The organism is Phycobacter sedimenti, from assembly GCF_038148855.1.
GTDB lineage: Bacteria > Pseudomonadota > Alphaproteobacteria > Rhodobacterales > Rhodobacteraceae > Phycobacter > Phycobacter sedimenti.
Map to the genome: position 1 here is coordinate 164,785 of NZ_JBBVGR010000002.1, position 17,662 is coordinate 182,446.

At 62.2% G+C, this 17,662-nt stretch carries 18 protein-coding genes; 9 read left to right on the forward strand and 9 right to left on the reverse strand.

What is annotated here, in order from left to right:
* The first annotated feature begins 32 nt into the window (after nucleotides 1-32).
* Nucleotides 33-692, forward strand: a complete 660-nt coding sequence (locus AADA15_RS03850; RefSeq protein WP_341640229.1) for a thiamine diphosphokinase — start codon at nucleotides 33-35, stop codon at nucleotides 690-692.
* Here the strand turns inward: AADA15_RS03850 and AADA15_RS03855 are convergent.
* The 3 genes from AADA15_RS03855 to AADA15_RS03865 are packed head-to-tail and all read right to left on the reverse strand — an operon-like array spanning nucleotide 670 to nucleotide 3,733.
* Nucleotides 670-1,596: a DMT family transporter gene (locus tag AADA15_RS03855; protein WP_341640230.1), complete on the reverse strand. Its 927-nt coding sequence runs from the start codon at nucleotides 1,594-1,596 to the stop codon at nucleotides 670-672. The two genes, AADA15_RS03850 and AADA15_RS03855, sit on opposite strands and share 23 nt — an antisense overlap.
* Nucleotides 1,597-1,651: 55 nt before the next feature.
* Nucleotides 1,652-3,025 (reverse strand): L-serine ammonia-lyase, encoded by a 1,374-nt coding sequence (locus AADA15_RS03860; RefSeq protein WP_341640231.1) that lies wholly within the window; start codon nucleotides 3,023-3,025, stop codon nucleotides 1,652-1,654.
* On the reverse strand, nucleotides 3,026-3,733 hold the full coding sequence (locus AADA15_RS03865) for a glutathione S-transferase family protein (protein ID WP_341640232.1): 708 nt from the start codon (nucleotides 3,731-3,733) through the stop codon (nucleotides 3,026-3,028).
* Nucleotides 3,734-3,953: 220 nt separating this feature from the next.
* Between AADA15_RS03865 and rpiA the strand changes: the two genes are divergently transcribed.
* The 5 genes from rpiA (at nucleotide 3,954) to AADA15_RS03890 (ending at nucleotide 10,015) form a co-directional block, all read left to right on the forward strand.
* Nucleotides 3,954-4,742, forward strand: a complete 789-nt coding sequence (gene rpiA / locus AADA15_RS03870) for a ribose-5-phosphate isomerase RpiA (RefSeq protein WP_341640233.1) — start codon at nucleotides 3,954-3,956, stop codon at nucleotides 4,740-4,742.
* Nucleotides 4,743-4,757: 15 nt separating this feature from the next.
* The gene (gene gor, locus AADA15_RS03875; RefSeq protein WP_341640234.1) at nucleotides 4,758-6,113 is read left to right on the forward strand and encodes a glutathione-disulfide reductase; all 1,356 of its coding nucleotides are present in this window, start codon (nucleotides 4,758-4,760) and stop codon (nucleotides 6,111-6,113) included.
* Nucleotides 6,114-6,191: 78 nt separating this feature from the next.
* Complete coding sequence (hflK, locus tag AADA15_RS03880; protein WP_341640235.1) at nucleotides 6,192-7,343, forward strand: FtsH protease activity modulator HflK; 1,152 nt, start codon at nucleotides 6,192-6,194, stop codon at nucleotides 7,341-7,343.
* Nucleotides 7,343-8,224, forward strand: a complete 882-nt coding sequence (gene hflC / locus AADA15_RS03885; protein ID WP_341640236.1) for a protease modulator HflC — start codon at nucleotides 7,343-7,345, stop codon at nucleotides 8,222-8,224. The genes hflK and hflC overlap by 1 nt, the downstream gene beginning before the upstream one ends.
* 351 nt (nucleotides 8,225-8,575) lie before the next feature.
* Nucleotides 8,576-10,015 carry a Do family serine endopeptidase gene (locus AADA15_RS03890; RefSeq protein ID WP_341640237.1) on the forward strand — a complete coding sequence of 480 codons (1,440 nt, stop codon included), beginning with the start codon at nucleotides 8,576-8,578 and terminating at the stop codon, nucleotides 10,013-10,015.
* Between the two features lie 296 nt (nucleotides 10,016-10,311).
* On the opposite strand, the gene AADA15_RS03895 is transcribed toward AADA15_RS03890, so the two are convergent.
* The 3 genes from AADA15_RS03895 to AADA15_RS03905 form a co-directional block, all read right to left on the reverse strand.
* Nucleotides 10,312-10,980 carry a Crp/Fnr family transcriptional regulator gene (locus AADA15_RS03895; protein WP_341640238.1) on the reverse strand — a complete coding sequence of 223 codons (669 nt, stop codon included), beginning with the start codon at nucleotides 10,978-10,980 and terminating at the stop codon, nucleotides 10,312-10,314.
* Between the two features lie 162 nt (nucleotides 10,981-11,142).
* Complete coding sequence (locus AADA15_RS03900) at nucleotides 11,143-11,658, reverse strand: peptidoglycan-binding domain-containing protein (RefSeq protein WP_341640239.1); 516 nt, start codon at nucleotides 11,656-11,658, stop codon at nucleotides 11,143-11,145.
* 51 nt (nucleotides 11,659-11,709) lie between these two features.
* On the reverse strand, nucleotides 11,710-12,102 hold the full coding sequence (locus AADA15_RS03905; protein WP_341640240.1) for an OB-fold nucleic acid binding domain-containing protein: 393 nt from the start codon (nucleotides 12,100-12,102) through the stop codon (nucleotides 11,710-11,712).
* Between the two features lie 148 nt (nucleotides 12,103-12,250).
* On the opposite strand from AADA15_RS03905, the gene AADA15_RS03910 reads away from it, so the two are divergent.
* Entirely contained in the window at nucleotides 12,251-12,574 is a 324-nt protein-coding gene (locus AADA15_RS03910) for a 2Fe-2S iron-sulfur cluster-binding protein (protein WP_341640241.1), read from the forward strand.
* Nucleotides 12,575-12,708: 134 nt separating this feature from the next.
* The gene (locus AADA15_RS03915; protein WP_341640242.1) at nucleotides 12,709-13,407 is read left to right on the forward strand and encodes a VCBS repeat-containing protein; all 699 of its coding nucleotides are present in this window, start codon (nucleotides 12,709-12,711) and stop codon (nucleotides 13,405-13,407) included.
* Nucleotides 13,408-13,520: 113 nt separating this feature from the next.
* Here the strand turns inward: AADA15_RS03915 and AADA15_RS03920 are convergent, their stop codons facing one another.
* The 3 genes from AADA15_RS03920 to purD all read right to left on the reverse strand — a co-directional run bounded on the left by AADA15_RS03920 (nucleotide 13,521) and on the right by purD (nucleotide 15,974).
* Nucleotides 13,521-13,982: a GNAT family N-acetyltransferase gene (locus AADA15_RS03920; protein WP_341640243.1), complete on the reverse strand. Its 462-nt coding sequence runs from the start codon at nucleotides 13,980-13,982 to the stop codon at nucleotides 13,521-13,523.
* On the reverse strand, nucleotides 13,979-14,596 hold the full coding sequence (locus tag AADA15_RS03925) for a LuxR C-terminal-related transcriptional regulator (protein WP_341640244.1): 618 nt from the start codon (nucleotides 14,594-14,596) through the stop codon (nucleotides 13,979-13,981). Before AADA15_RS03925 ends, AADA15_RS03920 begins: the two co-directional genes overlap by 4 nt.
* Before the next feature lie 112 nt (nucleotides 14,597-14,708).
* Complete coding sequence (purD, locus tag AADA15_RS03930) at nucleotides 14,709-15,974, reverse strand: phosphoribosylamine--glycine ligase (protein WP_341640245.1); 1,266 nt, start codon at nucleotides 15,972-15,974, stop codon at nucleotides 14,709-14,711.
* A 163-nt stretch (nucleotides 15,975-16,137) separates the two neighbouring features.
* Between purD and xseA the strand changes: the two genes are divergently transcribed.
* Nucleotides 16,138-17,661, forward strand: coding sequence for an exodeoxyribonuclease VII large subunit (gene xseA, locus AADA15_RS03935; protein WP_341640246.1), 1,524 nt, complete (start codon nucleotides 16,138-16,140; stop codon nucleotides 17,659-17,661).
* Nucleotide 17,662 lies beyond the last annotated feature (1 nt).

The window sequence follows — 17,662 nt, forward strand, 5'->3', positions numbered from 1 at the left end:
GACCTGTTTCCAGATCTGCGAGAAATCCCGGCATGAAGAAGCTGATTGTTGACGAGGCCGGACCGGTGACGCTGGTTGGCGGTGGCCATCTGGAAGAGGGTGATCTGAACGAGGCCCTGAGCCTTGCGCCGACCCTTGTGGCGGCGGATGGGGGGGCTGCGGCAGCGCTTGCGCGAGGGCATGTGCCATGCGCCGTAATCGGGGATTTTGATTCTCTGCCTGCCGAGACGCAGACCCGTCTCCCCCGAGATGTCCTTCATCATGTAGCCGAGCAGAACTCGACCGATTTCGACAAGGCCTTGCGGTCCATACGTGCGCCCGTTGTCTTGGGGGCGGGTTTCCTCGGCGCGCGCGTTGACCATCAACTGGCGGCCTTTCACACCCTGATACAACCGGGGCGCAGCCCCTGCATCCTGATCGGTGCAAACGAGTTGGTATTTCATCTGAGGCGGCGCATTTCGCTCCCGATGCAGGCGGGCGATGTTGTTTCCCTCTTTCCCATGCAGCCGGTGACAGGGCGTTCCGGCGGTTTGGTCTGGCCCATCGATGGCCTCGATCTGTGCCCCACCAGCCGGATCGGCACCTCGAATCGTGCCGAAGGGGAAATCTGGGTCGAGGCGGATGGGCCGGGTCTTTTGGGGATTGTGCCGCGCCGCTATCTGCCTGCCCTTATGCGGGCGATTGCGGAATAGGGATCTTGGCAGCCTGGCGCGCCATGGATTGTTCGCGCAGGATCACATAAAGCCCCGCAGCCATCGTGATGGCAATTCCCGTGGCGGCGAGGGTGTTGGGCAACTCGTTGAAGATGATCCAGCCGAACAGCGTGGCGACGGGGATTTCCAGGTATTGCATCGGGGCAAGGGTCGCGGCGGGAGCGTAGCGCAGGCTCCAGGTCATCAGCAGGTGTGCGCCCGTGCCAAGCAGCCCGATGCTGAACATCAGAAAACTGATCCAGAGATCCGGCACCACAATTTGCAGGCCGTCGATATCAAGGGCGTCTCCGATCACAATGACTGGCGCGAGCAAAGCGCAGGCCATGGCGCCGGATACGGCCTGAAGGCCTATTGGGTCGGTCTCTTTGGCGATCTGGCGCGTCACCATCATGAACAGGGCAAAGATGACCGCCACCGCCAGCGGCCATAGCGCGTGCACGCCCACGGCGGCAAAGCTGGGCTGAATGACCAGCAGCGTGCCCACAAACCCCACCATGCAGGCGAAGATGCGGCGAAAGCCGACTTCTTCCTTCAGCACGAACTTGCCGATCAGAAGCATGATGAAGGGCATGACAAAGGCGATCGCGATGGCGTCTGCAAGGGGCAGATACTTCAGCGCGGTGAACATCGCCCCGATGCCGCCAATATGCAGCAGCGTGCGCAGAAAGGTCAGGCGCAGCACACGCCCCTTCATGCGCCACAGGCGGCGGCCGCTCCAAACCAGTGGTGCCAGCAGAATCACCTGCGCCGCAAAGCGTACAAAGATCAGCTCTCCCAGCGGCATATGCTCACCGAGGAGTTTCGCCACCGCATCGCCAAGGGGCGCGAGAACGCAAAAGCCGAGCATCAGGAAAATGCCAAGGAGGGGGCGATCTTGGGTCATGCGGCGCACGCTAGGCCCACGCCCGGGGAAGGGCAAGGCAGGGAATGACGCCTGTTCAGCAATTCGGCACGTTCACGGCCAATCCGCCAAGGGATGTTTCCTTGTATTTTTCGTTCATGTCTGCGCCCGTCTGGCGCATGGTCTCGATTGCGGCATCCAGCGGCACGAAATGCTGACCGTCACCGCGCAGCGCCAGAGACGCCGCTGAGACGGCCTTGATGGCGCCGAGGCCATTGCGTTCGATGCAGGGGACCTGGACCAGACCCTTGACCGGATCACAGGTCATGCCCAGGTGATGTTCAAGCGCGATTTCGGCCGCGTTTTCCACCTGTTCGGGACTGCCGCCCAGAACGGCGCAGAGGCCCGCAGCGGCCATGGCGGCTGCCGATCCGACCTCGGCCTGGCAGCCGGCTTCCGCGCCCGAGATCGAGGCGTTGAATTTCACCAATCCGCCGATGGCTGCGGCGGTCAGCAGGAAATCCTCGATGTTGCGCTCGGAGGCGCCGGGGACGTGATCAAGATAATAGCGCAGCACCGCAGGTAGCACGCCGGCGGCGCCATTCGTGGGGGCCGTCACGACCTGTCCGCCAGCCGCGTTTTCCTCGTTGACGGCCATGGCGTAGACGCTGATCCAGTCGTTGATGGTGTGGGGCGCTGACAGGTTCATGCCCCGTTCGGCCAGAAGCGCTTCGTGAATGCCCTTGGCGCGGCGCCGAACGCTGAGCCCGCCGGGAAGGATGCCATCGCGCTCCAGCCCGCGGTCGATGCAGTCGTTCATCACCTGCCAGATCCGGGCGGTACCGTTCTGAAAATCGATGGCGCTGCAGCGCGACACTTCATTGGCGCGTTTCATGGCTGCGATGCTCTTGCCGCTGGCCTTTGCCATCTCCAGCATTTCGGCGGCGGTCTTGAACGGGTAGGGGACGGGTGCGCCCTCATCGGTGGCCTTGCCTGCGGCGAGTTCCTCTTCGGTGAGAACAAAGCCGCCCCCGACAGAGTAATAGACCTGTCGCAGGATCACGTCCCCCTGCGCATCGGTGGCCATCAGGATCATGCCATTGGCATGGCCGGGCAGGGTATGCTCGTAGTCGAATATCAGATCGGTCTTGGGGTCGAATTGCAGCTGTCCCAGCCCGTCCGGTGTAAGCGTCCTGCTGTCGCGGTTGGTCGCAAGGGCAGCTTCGGCCTTTTCATCGTCATAGGTGTCGGGGACAAACCCGGCGAGGCCGAGGGTCGTTGCCCGGTCGGTCGCGTGGCCCACGCCGGTGAAGGCGAGTGAGCCATGCAATGAGGCGCGCAGCCCGTGAAAGTCGAAGGGCGAGGCACGCATCAAATCGAGGAACCGAGCGGCCGCCACCATCGGTCCCATGGTGTGAGAGGACGACGGGCCGATGCCCACTTTGAACATATCGAAGACGGAGAGGAACATTCAGGTAGCCGATCCTTCTGGGGGGTGGGCGTAACGGGGGGATGTGAAGGGGGTGGCGCCAAGGCCTTCGGCCTGGACTGCGGCGGCCACCGAGGGGCGTTTCTCGAGACGGGCCAGCATCTTTGCAAGCCGGGGCGTGGCGCTGGGTGTGAACCAGCTGCGGTCGCGCCGTTCGGGATAAAGCGCCATCCAGCGCATCAGGCAGGCGAGATAAAGATCCAGCACCGATGGAGTTTGCCCCGCAAGCCATCCCTTCCCTGCGGCCGCCGCAGCCTCAAGGCTGGTCAGATGCGTTTTCAGCCGGGTCGCCATTCCCTTGTGGAGGGCCTCCTGATGGGCCGGGTCCGCTCCGATGTATTTCTGCGGATAGAACAGGATACGCAGATCGGCGTGCAGGGTGTTTGACACAAAAAATAGCCATTTCAGCGCCCAGGCCCGGTCAGCGTGATCTGCCTCCGGAGCCAGGGCGTGATGCCGATCTGCAAGCCAGAGCAGGATCGCTCCGGTCTCGAAGAGGGGCCCGTCTGGCGTTTCCAGAACCGGGATAAGGCCGTGTGGATTGAGATTGCGGTAGGCGGCGGTCTCCAGTGCGCCGCCGCGCCGGTCGACCAATACCGTTTCAAAGTCTTGCCCCATCTCTGTCAGCGCCAGGCGGATCACCAGCGAGGCGTTGTCCGGAGCATAGTGGAGGCGATAGCTTGGCGTCATGGTGGGACCTTAGGAAGCTTTGCTACAGGCGTAACGTCCGTTTCCGGCGTTTCCAATAGGAAACACGGCTTCGGCGCCTGCACATCTTTCGCACTCTGCCGCCCGGTCGCCTCAAAAGGAACTTGAAACGGTGCGATGGTGGCAAAAGCCCGATTGCCCCTCGCAGTTGAGGTCAGCTTTCCTTATAAGGCCTGCAAACCTCTTTCTCGGAGCCGTTCACATGACCGGAGAACTCTCTCCCATCGACAAGGCCAAGTTCGTCGCCGCCAAGCGGGCTGCCGACATGGTCGAGGATGGCATGCGGGTCGGCCTTGGAACGGGATCGACCGCGGCCTGGCTGGTGCGCTGCCTTGGGGAAATGGTACGCGAACAGGGGCTGAAATTCACCGCCGTTCCGACCTCGACCCGCACCGCCGAGCTGGCGCGCGAGATGGGGATCGATGTGATTTCGCTCGATGAAGCCAGATGGCTGGATCTCACCATCGACGGTGCAGATGAATTCGACGCGGACCTGAACCTGATCAAGGGCGGCGGCGGTGCGCTGCTCCAGGAAAAGATCGTCGCCACCGCCTCTGATCAAATGGTCGTTATCGCCGATGCAGGCAAGGAGGTGGAAACGCTGGGCGCCTTCCCCCTGCCGGTGGAGGTCATTCCCTTTGGCTGGCAGACCTCGCAGGCGCTGATAGAGGAAACCCTTGTTTCCATGGATGTTCTGGGCCGCAATGCCACGCTCAGGATGAATGGAGATGCGCCCTTTGTCACCGATGAAGGCAACCATATTCTCGACCTGCATCTGAAGCGGATCGGCAATGCGCGCCAGCTGGCGATGGTGCTGAACCAGATCCCGGGCGTGGTTGAAAACGGGCTGTTCATCGATATCTGTGACACCGTCATCATCGGCTACGGCGATGGCAGGGTAGAAACACGCGACATAAACGAGGGCACGGTCGAGCAGGACAGGCTGGATTTCGTCGAGACCGACAATCTGTTCACCGACCTTGCGGACTAAGAAGGCAGCACTTTCATGAGCTTTGATTACGATCTCTTTGTCATTGGCGGCGGTTCTGGCGGCGTGCGAGCGGCGCGGGTTGCAGCGGCAGGCGGTGCCAAAGTGGCATTGGCCGAAGAGGACCGCTATGGCGGCACCTGCGTGATCCGGGGCTGCGTGCCGAAGAAACTGATGGTCTTTGCCAGCGAATATTCCGGCATGGTCGAAGATGCGCAGGCCTATGGCTGGGACATCCGGCCGGGCGCCTTCGACTGGAGCGCCTTCAAGGGCAAGCTGGAGGCAGAGCTGGACCGCCTTGAAGGCATTTATCGAAACCTGTTGAAAAACAGCGGCGTCGAAAGCTTTGATGCCCGCGCCAGGCTGGTCGATCCGCATACGGTCGAACTGTCTGATGGCAGCCGCAAAAGTGCCAAGCATATCCTGATCGCCACCGGCGGTCGCCCCATCGTGCCCGAATTCCCCGGCAGTGACCTTGCGATCACCTCGAACGATATCTTCCACCTCGACAAGCTGCCGGAAAGCATCCTGATCGTCGGCGGTGGCTATATCGCCTGCGAATTCGCCGGGATCATGAACGGTCTTGGGGTGAAGACCACGCAATACTATCGCGGCGCGCAGATCCTGCGCGGCTTCGATGATGAGGCGCGTGGCCTCGTGTCCGAGGAAATGTGCCAGTCCGGAATCAACCTGCACCTTGGCACCAATGTGATCGAGATGGCTCGCGAGGGTGACAAGATCCGCGTCAAGGCCACCAATGGCGATGAGGCGCTGTTCGATCAGGTGATGTACGCCACGGGCCGTGCGCCCAACGCCGATGATCTGGGGCTTGAGGCGCTTGGCATCGAGCGCGGCCGCAAGGGCGAGATCGTTGTGGACAAATACAGCCAGACCGGGGTGCCGTCTGTCTATGCCATCGGCGATGTGACCGACCGGGTGAACCTGACGCCGGTGGCGATCCGCGAAGGCATGGCCTTTGTGGAAACCGTGTTCAACGGCAACCCCACCAGCCCCGACCATGACCTGATCCCGACCGCGATCTTCACCCAGCCCGAGATGGGCACCGTGGGTCTGAGCGAGGAAGAGGCCGCCAGGCAGGAGCCGATCGAGGTCTATGCGACCTCCTTTAAGCCGATGCAGCAGGCCTTTGCCGGGCGCGCTCAGCGGGTGCTGATGAAACTGATCGTCAGCCAGGCCTCGCGCAAGGTGCTGGGATGCCATATCGTCGCACCGGGTGCGGGCGAGATGATCCAGTTGGCGGGCATAGCGGTCAAGATGGGCGCAACCAAGGAAGACTTCGATCGGACCGTGGCGGTGCATCCGACCATGTCCGAGGAACTGGTAACCATGAAAACACCTGTACGGACCGCTTGAATATCGGGCCAAAAGCTACAGGTTAGAGCGCAGTAAAACTCTTGCCGCATATCGCGGCAGCAAAGGGATAGGAGACATATGGCTGGCAATAGCGGTGGCCCCTGGGGGGGCGGAGGCTCTTCCGGCGGTGGCGGAGGCAACCGGGGTGACAACAACGGCGGTGGCGGCGGTGGCCGGCGCCCCGAGGATCCCCAGATCCCCGAGATCGACGAACTACTGAAAAAGGGCCAGGAGCAATTCCGCGTCCTCATGGGCGGTCGGGGTGGCAATGGCACCGGCGGCGGCGGTCGTGGCGGCTCGGGGGGCGGCGGTGCTCCGCTGTTCACCAAGGGCACCGTGGCAATCGGTGTGGTGGCTGCTGCTGTCCTTTGGGGCATGGCGAGCTTTTACTCGGTCAAGACCGAAGAACGCTCGGTCGAGCTGTTCTTGGGCGAATACTATGACACCGGCCAGCCGGGTCTGAACTTTGCGCCCTGGCCTTTGGTCACCTACGAGGTGATCCCTGTGCTGGTCGAGCAGACCGAGAACATCGGTTCTGGTAGCCGTGGGATGGATGCAGGGTTGATGCTGACCGGGGATGAAAACATCATCGACGTCGATTTCCAGGTGGTCTGGAACATCAACGACCCGGCTCAGTTCCTGTTTAACCTGCGCGATCCCCGCGCCACCATTCAAGCGGTTGCGGAATCCGCCATGCGCGAGATCATCGCCCAGTCCGAACTGGCGCCGATCCTGAACCGTGACCGGGGTGTCATCACGGCACGTCTCGAAGAGCTGATCCAATCCACGCTCGACAGCTATGACAGCGGTGTGAACATCGTCCGCGTCAACTTTGACCAGGCCGACCCGCCAGAGCCGGTGAAGGATGCCTTCCGCGAAGTGCAGTCCGCTGGTCAGGAACGCGATCGTCTTGAGAAACAGGCCGACGCCTATGCAAACCGCAAACTGGCGGCAGCGCGTGGTCAGTCTGCCCAGACCCTGGAAGAGGCCGAAGCCTATCGGGCTCAGGTCGTGAACCAGGCGCGCGGTGAGGCGAGCCGCTTCTCGGCTGTTCTGCAAGAGTATGAAAAGGCGCCGGATGTGACCCGTAAACGCCTTTATCTTGAAACCATGGAAGAGGTGCTTGGCAACGTGGACAAGGTCATTATCGACCAGTCCGTTGGTGAGGGCGGCCAGGGTGTCGTGCCCTATCTGCCCCTCAATGAACTGCGCCGGACGGAGGGCAACTGATGAACAAGTCGACCCTTATTCTCCCGCTTCTTGTTGTGGCGGTGGTTGCGGGCTTGTCCGCGATCTTCATCGTGGATGAGCGCGAAAAGGCACTGGTCCTGCGGTTTGGCCGCGTGGTTGCGGTTCAGGAGGCCCCTGGTCTGGCCTTCAAGATTCCGCTGATTGACGAGGTTGTCACCTATGACGACCGGATCCTCAGCCTTGAAGTCGGACCTTTGGAAGTCACTCCCGAGGATGACCGTCGTCTGGTTGTGGACGCCTTCGCCCGCTACCGGATCACTGATCTGCGCCAGTTCCGTGAAGCCGTCGGTGCGGCAGGTATTCCGGGTGCCGAAAACCGTCTGGACAAGATCATGCGCGCCCAGACGCGTGAGGTGCTCGGCTCGGTCAGCTCCAACGACATCCTGTCGTCGGATCGCGCGTCTCTGATGCTGCGAATCCGCAATGGCGCCATCAAGGAAGCCAGCGGGTTCGGCATTGAGGTGATCGACGTGCGCCTGAAACGGACCGATCTGCCGCAGGCGAACCTCGAAGCCACATTTGCGCGGATGCGCGCCGAGCGTGAGCGGGAGGCCGCCGACGAGATCGCCCGTGGTGAGGAAGCCGCCCAGCGTGTCCGCGCCCAGGCCGACCGGACCGAGGTGGAACTCGTTTCCGAAGCCGAACGTGAAGCGGAAGTCATCCGCGGTGAGGCGGATGCAGAACGCAACTCGATCTTTGCCGAAGCCTATGGTCGCGATCCCGAGTTCTTTGAGTTCTATCGCAGCCTCACGGCCTATGCGCGCTCTATGAAGGAGGGGAATTCCTCCATGGTTCTGTCGCCGGATTCCGAGTTCTTCAACTATCTGAAGTCCTCCACCGGGGCGTCTGCATCGCAGTGACCCAGGCAGCCGGCTGACGGATGATCCCGCAGCCAGCATCAAACATCTAAAGAGGTCGGCCATTGTGTCGGCCTCTTTTGCATTCTGCGCGAGATAAAAACGAATGGAGAGGGGTACAATGGCTTTCACATCGTTTTGAAGACGTGCAACATTCGTTGCAGCAAGAGGAGAAGCCCCTACATTAGACCCACTGTATTTCTGCCCTATCCGCGGAACCGCAGAGACAGGTCAGGAGGAGATACCGGAATGGCGATGACCGGAATACCGACAACAAGGAGTAGTGCCGTGCACTCACAGGCAATTTCTTATTCGGACACACAGGACAGACGAGGGGCGCCGTGGCGCTTTTTCATGCTTGCCCTGATCAGCAGCATCATGGTGCTGGCGCAGGTTGTGATGGCTCAGGCCCGACCCGAAAGCCTTGCGCCTCTGGCGGAGCAGGTCAGCCCGGCTGTGGTGAACATCACGACCACCACGGTGATCGAGGGGCGCTCGGGTCCGCAGGGGATCGTGCCCGAAGGCTCCCCGTTTGAAGATTTCTTCCGTGAGTTCCAGGACCGCAACGGCGGGAACGGTGGCAATGACGAGGCACCGCGTCCGCGCCGCTCGTCCGCTTTGGGTTCGGGCTTCGTGATTTCCGAGGATGGCTATATCGTCACGAACAACCACGTGATCGAAGAAGCCGACGAGATCGAGATCGAGTTCTTCCCTGGTGATGGCCAACCGGCGCAGCCGCTTCCGGCCAAGGTCGTGGGCACGGACCCCACAACCGATATCGCGCTGTTGAAGGTCGAAGCGCCCATGCCGCTGAAATTCGTGACCTTTGGCGACAGCGATACAGCCCGCGTTGGCGATTGGGTGGTCGCGATGGGCAACCCACTGGGGCAGGGCTTTTCGGTCTCGGCAGGGATCGTTTCCGCACGCAACCGTGAACTGTCCGGCTCGTATGACGACTACATTCAGACCGACGCCGCTATCAACCGTGGCAACTCGGGTGGTCCGCTGTTCAACATGGACGGCGACGTCGTCGGCGTGAATACGGCGATCCTTTCGCCCAATGGTGGCTCGATCGGGATCGGCTTTTCCATGGCCTCCAACGTGGTCAGCAAGGTGGTCAAGCAACTCCAGGACTATGGCGAGACCCGCCGCGGCTGGCTGGGTGTGCGGATCCAGGACGTGACCGATGACGTGGCCGAGGCGATGGGCCTTGATGCGGCCAAGGGCGCATTGGTGACGGACGTTCCTGATGGTCCTGCCAAGGAGGCCGGCATGCTGTCCGGTGATGTGATCCTCAGCTTTGACGGAACCGAGGTCGCAGATACCCGTAGCCTGGTGCGCACCGTTGGCAATACCGAAGTCGGCAAGACCGTGCGGGTTGTTGTCTACCGCGAAGGCAAGACCGAAACGCTGAAAGTCACCTTGGGTCGCCGCGAAGAGGCCGAGCGTCAGGCGTCGGCGCCTGGTGACAAGGAGGGCACACCGGAGCAAACCGAGAAGCAGCTCTTGGGGCTCTCTGTCGGCGTTCTGACTGACGAGCTGCGCGGTGAGCTGAGTGTTCCCGAAGGCACCAATGGTCTGGTGATCATGTCTGTGGACGAAACCTCTGAGGCCTGGGAGAAAGGCCTGCGCGCCGGTGATGTGATCACCGAGGCCGGGCAGCAGAAGGTCACAGGCATTGAGGATCTGGAGGCACGGATCGATGAGGCCAAAGAGGCAGGGCGCAAGTCGCTGTTGCTTCTGGTGCGCCGCAGTGGAGAGCCGCGTTTCGTGGCGCTGAACCTGTCGGAGTAATAGGTCGGACAGCTGCGACTGACACATTCGGGTTGAATGCTGAAAAAGGCCGGGGTGACCCCCGGCCTTTCTTTTGTCGGCTGCGACAGCGGGAAACGCAAAAAGAGCCATGCGCTGGCGGGCACATGGCTCTTGATGGAATAGGTGGGCATCGGGATGGAACGGTTGATGCCTTACCTGATCACGACCCTGTCATCTGTGGTGGTCCCGGTCTGTGATCCAGTTCACACTGATTTGAAAATATGTCTGGGGAAACATTTGCCTGATAGTGGCGCGCGGTCTGTCCGATGGGGGGCTCACAGCAGCTCCGGCTCTGCCAATAGCGCAAGGGCCTTGCGATCCAGGATCTGCAGGGCGCCGCGGTTGATTTCGATGATGCCGTTGCGCTTCCAGTTGGACAATGTCTTGGAAACCGCTTCGCGTGTGGCGCCAACGAATTCCGCCAGCTCGCTTTGCGACAGGCCAAGGCGGTCGTTGCCGCCTTCGGGGGTCAGGTAAAGCAGTTTGCGCGCCAGCCGTACGGGCATGGGCAGGAACACCTGTTCATTCAATTGCGCATTCATCCAGCGCATGCGCTGCCCGGCCAGGCGCAGCAGATCCCCGGCGAGATCGGGATATTGCCGGATCTGGGACAGGATGTCCCGGTTGCGCAGGCGTCGCAGCCGGCTTGGCTCGGTGGCGGTTACGGTTGCCGTGCGGGGGCCGGGATCAAAGAGAGCGATCTCGCCAAAGATGGCACCGGGGCGCATCAGGTCCAAGGTCAGTTTGCGACCCGCTGCCGAGAGGATGGAAAACTCCAGCGCGCCTTCGGTGATGGCATAGAGCGCATCACCGGTATCGCCCTGCTCGAACAGAACCTCGCCCTGCGAGAGGCGAATGTCGCTGGCCTGACTGTCCAGCATCTCTCGCAGTGGCGCAGAGGCCCCAGAGAGGAAGCCGGTGTCCGGCAGGCGGTCTTGCGGCATTGTTGTGTCTCCACAGAAGGGTGCCGCTGCATCTGGGCGGCGGCTGATCGCTTTGTCGCGCGTGACACTATCAGAGCTGTGTGGCGTGGGAAACTGGTGTTGGGTTTTCTGGGGAAGGGCGTTGGAGCGGTCCGAAGTACGGGGGGGGGGGGCTGCTCAGGTCTATCTCGGAACCGAGATCAGGCCGAGCCTGCGCGCGCTATCGAGCGATAGTTGCTGGCTTTCCAAGCCGAGGCCGCGCTGATAGCGCAGGACAGCCCGCCGGGTGGGGCGATCCATCTGCCCGGTTACGGGACCCGTGTAATGGCCCCTGACGGTCAGAGCGCGCTGCAGGGAGGCGATGAAATCCGGGGTCATATCGACCGGGCACGTGATTTCAAGCCAGCTTTCGCTGCGGGGGCGGACGATGTCCTGCCGGGTTTCGGTGCGAAAGACAGCGGGCTGTATGAGAGCGCCACCCGCGTCCCTTTGTTCGGGTTGAACCAGAACCTGCACGGTCACCGTTTCAATGATCGCAGGTCGGACGTGCCGGTCCCAGCAGGTGCCCGGCGGCGCGTCGGGAGGCGCTGTGCGCTGTGATGGGGCGCGATCCATGTCGGCAGGTGGCGTGCAGGCGGGTGCAAGGACGAGCAGGCCCAGGGCGCAGGCGCTGTGCAATAACGAGAAGGGTCGGATCATGTGCTCGGACCTCTGATGGCCTGTGGTCAGACCGGCGGGTTTTGCGGCAGGTTAGTCCATTTCCCTGGGCAGCGCAAAGGCCGGATCCTGCGCGCGCCCTTGCGGGATCAGCAGCATATCCAGAAGGCCCGATACATCTTCGATATGCTCGGCGATGAGATGGGTGACCGAATGGGCACACTGCAAGCGGCCGGTGACCCTGAGAAGCCGTCCTGAAATCACCGCGCGCCGGAACGTCTCGTAGGTCTTGCGCCAGACGATGACGTTCACCACGCCGGTTTCATCCTCCAGCGTGATAAAGATCACCCCCTTTGCCGTGCCGGGGCGCTGGCGCAGGATCACCAGCCCTGCCACGGTGATCCGTGCATTCTCGCGAACCTGTTGCAGTTGATCGGCGCGAAGGCAGTTTGGTGCCTTCTGCGGTGGCGCGCACTTTGCGGACATCATGGGCCTTGAGTGTTGTTGCTTGGAACAAATATAGAACGTGTTGCGGGGGTGTCCAGCCAGCGGGCCTTGTACCAGATAGGTCTGGTGTCGCGGCGGGGGCTTGGCTAAACAGTCTGGCAAGTACCGAGAAAGGGAAGACGTAAGCATGGCAAAGATTACCTATGTCGAACACAATGGCACCGAGCATGTTGTCGAGGTGGCCAACGGGCTGACCGTGATGGAAGGCGCGCGGGACAACAATATTCCGGGCATCGAGGCAGATTGCGGCGGTGCCTGTGCCTGCTCGACCTGTCATGTCTATATTCACCCCGATTGGGTGGAAAAGCTGCCTGCAAAGGATGACATGGAAGAGGACATGCTGGATTTCGCCTTCGAGCCCGATCCGGCCCGCTCGCGTTTGACCTGCCAGCTGAAGGTGACGGACGCGCTGGACGGCCTGATTGTCCAGATGCCTGAAAAACAGATCTGATGGCCTTTCGGGGGCAGATGGCGCGGCGTCAGCCGGATCGCTTCTGGCCCCGTTCTGCGCGCGGCGCGAGGCAAGCGCTGCGCACTTGGCTCTTCGGTGGCGCTATGGTGCTCGGCGGGCCTGTTTCTGCCCAAATGGGCGAGACCGACATCGGTCATTGGTCTCCGAGTAGTGCGGATACCATTCTTTCGGCCGAGTTTACGGGGCCGACTGCGCGCTATGCCCACGCCGTGCTTGGGGATGGGCTGGAGTGGGGTGGACTGACCCTGACCTTTGCGGGGCACAATGGCACTGCAATGTCCCTTGAGATCCAGCTGCCGCAGGATCATGTCTTCGAAGACCTTCAGCCCCGTCTGGTGGATCTGACACTGGATGGCCGCGCGAATGCCGTCATGGTGGTCGAAACGGATATGGCCCGGGGCGCGGCGCTGGCACTTTATGGCGTGGGCGGAAAGATCGCCGAAACGCCGCATATCGGGCAAAGAAACCGCTGGCTGGCTCCGATCGGGGCTGCGGATCTGGATGGGGACGGGAAGGTGGAACTTGCCTATATCGACCGTCCGCATCTGGCCAAGACACTGCGCATCTGGCGCTTTGAAGGCGACGAGTTGGCCGAGATCGCAAGCCTGCCGGGATTGACCAATCATCGGATCGGCGAAGACTTCATCACCTCAGGTATGCGCGACTGCGGCGAGGGCCCCGAGATCATCACGGTAGATGCGACCTGGTCTCGCGTTGTGGCGTCCCGTCTTGCGCAGACAGCTGTCGAGGCCAGAGACATCGGGCCATTTTCAGGGCCGGAGGCGGTTGCAAAGGCTTTGAACTGCTCCTGAATTGCCCCGCTCCAGTCAGGGGGCTGCCGCGCCGCGCCCTGCGCGGCGCCGGGCCCAACGGCCGGTCGCATTCCCTGAATGCGGCTCGGCGGGCGGGATAGTGACGCCTGAACCTAGACGGGACGGCGAAACACCAGTGAGGTGGGGCGATTGTATCCGGCATGCGTGGTTGTGCCGTTCTGCACAAAGCCCAGACGGGAAAACGTGGCGTGGTTCTCGGTCAGCTCTACCCGCGTATGCAATTCTACGGCGGGAAGCTGCAGATCCCGTGCACGCTGCAACGCATGCTCTGCCAAGACACGCGCCAGCCCTGCGCCGCGGTGTTTGCCATCTACCGCCAGTTTGCCAAGGTAGAGGCAATTCTCTTTCGGTGTCAGGAAAACACAGGCGGCAACGGGCGGGCCAAGGATCCAGATTTCTCCGCTTTCGCATTGCTCCGACATCTTCTCGACCGTCAGGTCCCGCATGGACGAGGGTGGATCAATACGCCCCTCCATATAGGCAAAACTGCGCTGAATGAGGGCAAGAACCTCAGGAAGGCGCGGGTCCTCTGCAGTCAGACGCTCCGGGGTCATGGGCTGTTGCTGCGCACGACATGATCGCCGCCGATATCTCCCAGTGAGGAGAACAGGCTGGCCGTGTTGTTGGCGCCGACCTTCTTCAACAGGCGCGCCCGGTGCACCTCGACCGTGCGATAGCTCAGATCCAGGATCCGGGCGATTTCCTTGCTGGTCTTGCCTTCGCGCAAAAGGGAATAGACCTCCCGCTCACGTCGAGTCAGTGGCTGATAGGGGCGTACGCCCGACAGATCTGCAAAGCTCCAGACAGCGCGGCCCAAAGGCTCGTCCGGGGTAAAGGTATGGCCACGCACGCGCACCCAGAACAATTCCCCGGATTTGCGTTTCATCACCCGTTCGTCCCAGTAAGGGTTGCCCTGGCCGAGGCTGGTGTCGCCGCGGTTGCGCAGGTTGTGGAATTCCTCATCTGACGGGTAGAGGAAGGCAAAAAGCCGGTCCAGCATCTCTTCGCGGGGATAACCGAACATCTGGCAAAAGCGCTGATTGCATTCGCGCAGCACGCGGTTCTCGGTCACCACGATGCCAACCGGCGAGAACTCAAACGCAAGTTGAGCCAGATCACGATCGGCATAAAGCTGATCAAGCGTGGCGGGATCCGGGTATTTGTCCATTCTGCCTCCGGGGCTTGGCAAACTTTACTAGCTTACCGCAGCAGATCTGCAAATACCTCTGAAGCCGTTTGTAGCCCGGCTATTGCCCCCCGCCGCTTGTGGCGCCCCAAGATCATTTCAGGGCGCGCCAGCCGATGTCGCGGCGGAAGAAGCCATCTTTCCAGTCGATCTGGTCGACCATGGCATAGGCGCGTGCATGAGCTTCAGTGAGGCTGCTTCCACGGGCCGTGACGTTCAGGACGCGGCCGCCATTGGCCAGGATCTTGCCGCCTTCGGATTTGGTGCCCGCATGAAAGACCATGTTGCTGCTGTCCTCGGGCAGGACGTCGAGGCCCGCGATCTCGGTCCCTTTCTGGTAGGAGCCGGGGTAGCCCTTTGCGGCCATCACGACCGTGATGGCGTGATCATCTCCCCAGTTCACCTGGGCCTCCGCCAGCCGACCTTCGGCGGCGGCATGCATCAGGTCCAGCGCCTGCGCGCCAAGCCGCATCATCAGAACCTGGCATTCGGGATCGCCAAAGCGCACGTTGTATTCAACCAGACGCGGCTGACCGTCCTTGATCATGAGGCCCGCATAAAGAACGCCCTGATAGGGCGCACCCCGCCGGGCCATTTCGGCCATGGTTGGCTTGATAATCTCTTCCATGGCGCGGGTCTCGATCTCGGCCGACAGCACCGGGGCCGGGGAATAGGCGCCCATGCCGCCGGTGTTGAGGCCGGTGTCGCCTTCGCCGACGCGTTTATGATCCTGCGCGGTGCCGATGGGTAGAACGTCTTCGCCATCAACGAGCACAAACAGCGACGCTTCCTCGCCCTCCATGAATTCCTCGATCACCACCTCGGCGCCGGCGCCGCCAAAACTGCCGCCGAACATGTCGTCGATGGCGTCAAGCGCGGTTTGCTCGTCCATGGCGACGATGACGCCCTTGCCCGCCGCCAGACCGTCGGCCTTGACCACGATGGGCGCGCCTTGCTGGCGCACATAGGCCTTTGCGGCTTCGGCATCGGTGAAATGGCCATAGGCGGCTGTGGGCGCCTTGGCCGCATCACAGATTTCCTTGGTGAAGCTTTTGGAGGCTTCCAGCTCGGCCGCCGCCTGCGAGGGGCCGAACACCAGAATACCCGCCTCGCGCAGGCGGTCTGCAACGCCTGTCGCCAGCGGGGCCTCGGGGCCAATGATGACGAAATCGATGGCGTTTTCCTCTGCAAAGGTCACCACGGCGCCGCCCTGTTCGATATCGAGGCTGGCGCAATCGGCAATCTGCGCAATGCCCGCATTGCCGGGGGCCACGATCAGCTTGTCGCATTTGGGGTTCTGCATCACTGCCCAGGCCAGTGCATGTTCGCGCCCGCCGCTGCCAAGGATAAGGATATTCATCGCACTGTCTCCGATCTGTCCGCGCCCGCGCCCTTGCCCGTGCGTCGAGGGCTTGCCTTGCTTGTCGCGCCTTCTATGCTGCGCGGGCCTGTAAAACAAGAACCGCTTGGTCGCAGGCTGGGCGTCACCTGCCCATTCGAGCGAAGACGACAAAGAGCAGCCGATGTCCGATCTGATTGACGATCCCGCCCCAGGCCAGAATGCGCCGGAATTCACCGTCTCCGAGATTTCGGGCGAGGTGAAGCGCACGCTTGAAAGTACCTTTGGCCGGATTCGGGTGCGCGGCGAAGTCGGGCGCGTGTTCAAGGCAAGATCCGGGCATCTTTATTATGACGTCAAGGATGACCGAAGCGTTCTGGCCTGCACCACCTGGAAGGGGCAGGTCGCGGGTCTTTCGGTGGTGCCGGAAGAAGGGCTCGAGGTGGTTGTCACGGGTCGTCTGACGGCCTTTGGCGCGCAATCCAAGTACAACATGAACGTCGAAGAGGTCGCCGTTGCTGGGCAGGGTGCGCTGATGGCGCTTCTGGAAAAGCGCAAGAAACAGCTTGAGGCCGAAGGACTGTTCGCGCCCGAGCGCAAGAAACCGCTGCCTTATCTGCCTGGGATCATTGGGGTTGTGACCTCGCCCTCTGGTGCGGTGATCCGCGATATCCTGCACCGGTTGCGGGATCGATTTCCGCGCAAGGTGCTGGTCTGGCCGGTTGCGGTTCAGGGCAGCAATTGCGCCCCCGAAGTGGCCCGCGCCATCGAAGGTTTCAACCTGTTGACACCGGGCGGAGCGCTGCCACGTCCGGATCTGATCATCGTGGCACGCGGCGGCGGTTCGATCGAGGATCTCTGGGGCTTCAACGAGGAGATCGTCGCGCGGGCGGCGGCAGCCTCCGAGATCCCGCTGATTTCCGCTGTCGGGCATGAAACGGACACCACTCTGATCGATTTCGTCTCTGACCGGCGCGCGCCAACGCCCACGGCGGCGGCGGAGCTTGCCGTGCCGGTGCGGCTCGATCTTCTGGCCTGGAGCGAAAACCAGGGCGCGCGTCTGGCCCGGGCGGCCGGGCAGGCGGTGCAGCAGCGGCGCCAGCGCCTGAGCGATCTGTCCCGCGCTTTGCCGCGGCCCGAGACCTTGCTGGAAACGCCTCGTCAACGGCTGGATCAGGCGAGCGACGCACTGCCACGCGCGTTGACCTCGGTGGTGCAGCGCCGCCGGGTGCAGTTGAGCGAGGCCTCGGCGGCCCTGCGTCCGGCTACCTTGCGTGGCTTGCTTGCTGGGCGAGCCAACGGCCTCAGCAACCTCTCGTCACGCCTGTCCCTGCGGCCGATCCGGCAGGAAATGCAGCGCCGACACGAGCGCATCTCCCAGCTTGGTCAGCGGCTCGAGATCGTTCAGCGCCAACGGCTGGAGCGTCAGCGTCAGCTTTTGTCGTCAGCCGGGCGACAGCTTGAGATTCTCAGCTACAAGGCGACCCTGGCGCGCGGCTATGCGGTGGTACGCTCGGGCGAGGCTATTGTGACCACGCGCGCTGCGGCGAAACAGGCGGGCCCCCTGCAGATCGAGTTCAGCGATGGCACGCTGGATCTGTCGACGGAAGCGGCGCCTGCGGCAGGTGCAACTGCAGCCAGCACCAGCAAGAAGCAGCCCAAGCCAAAGGTCAAACCCGATGAAGGCGGACAAGGTTCGCTGTTTTGAT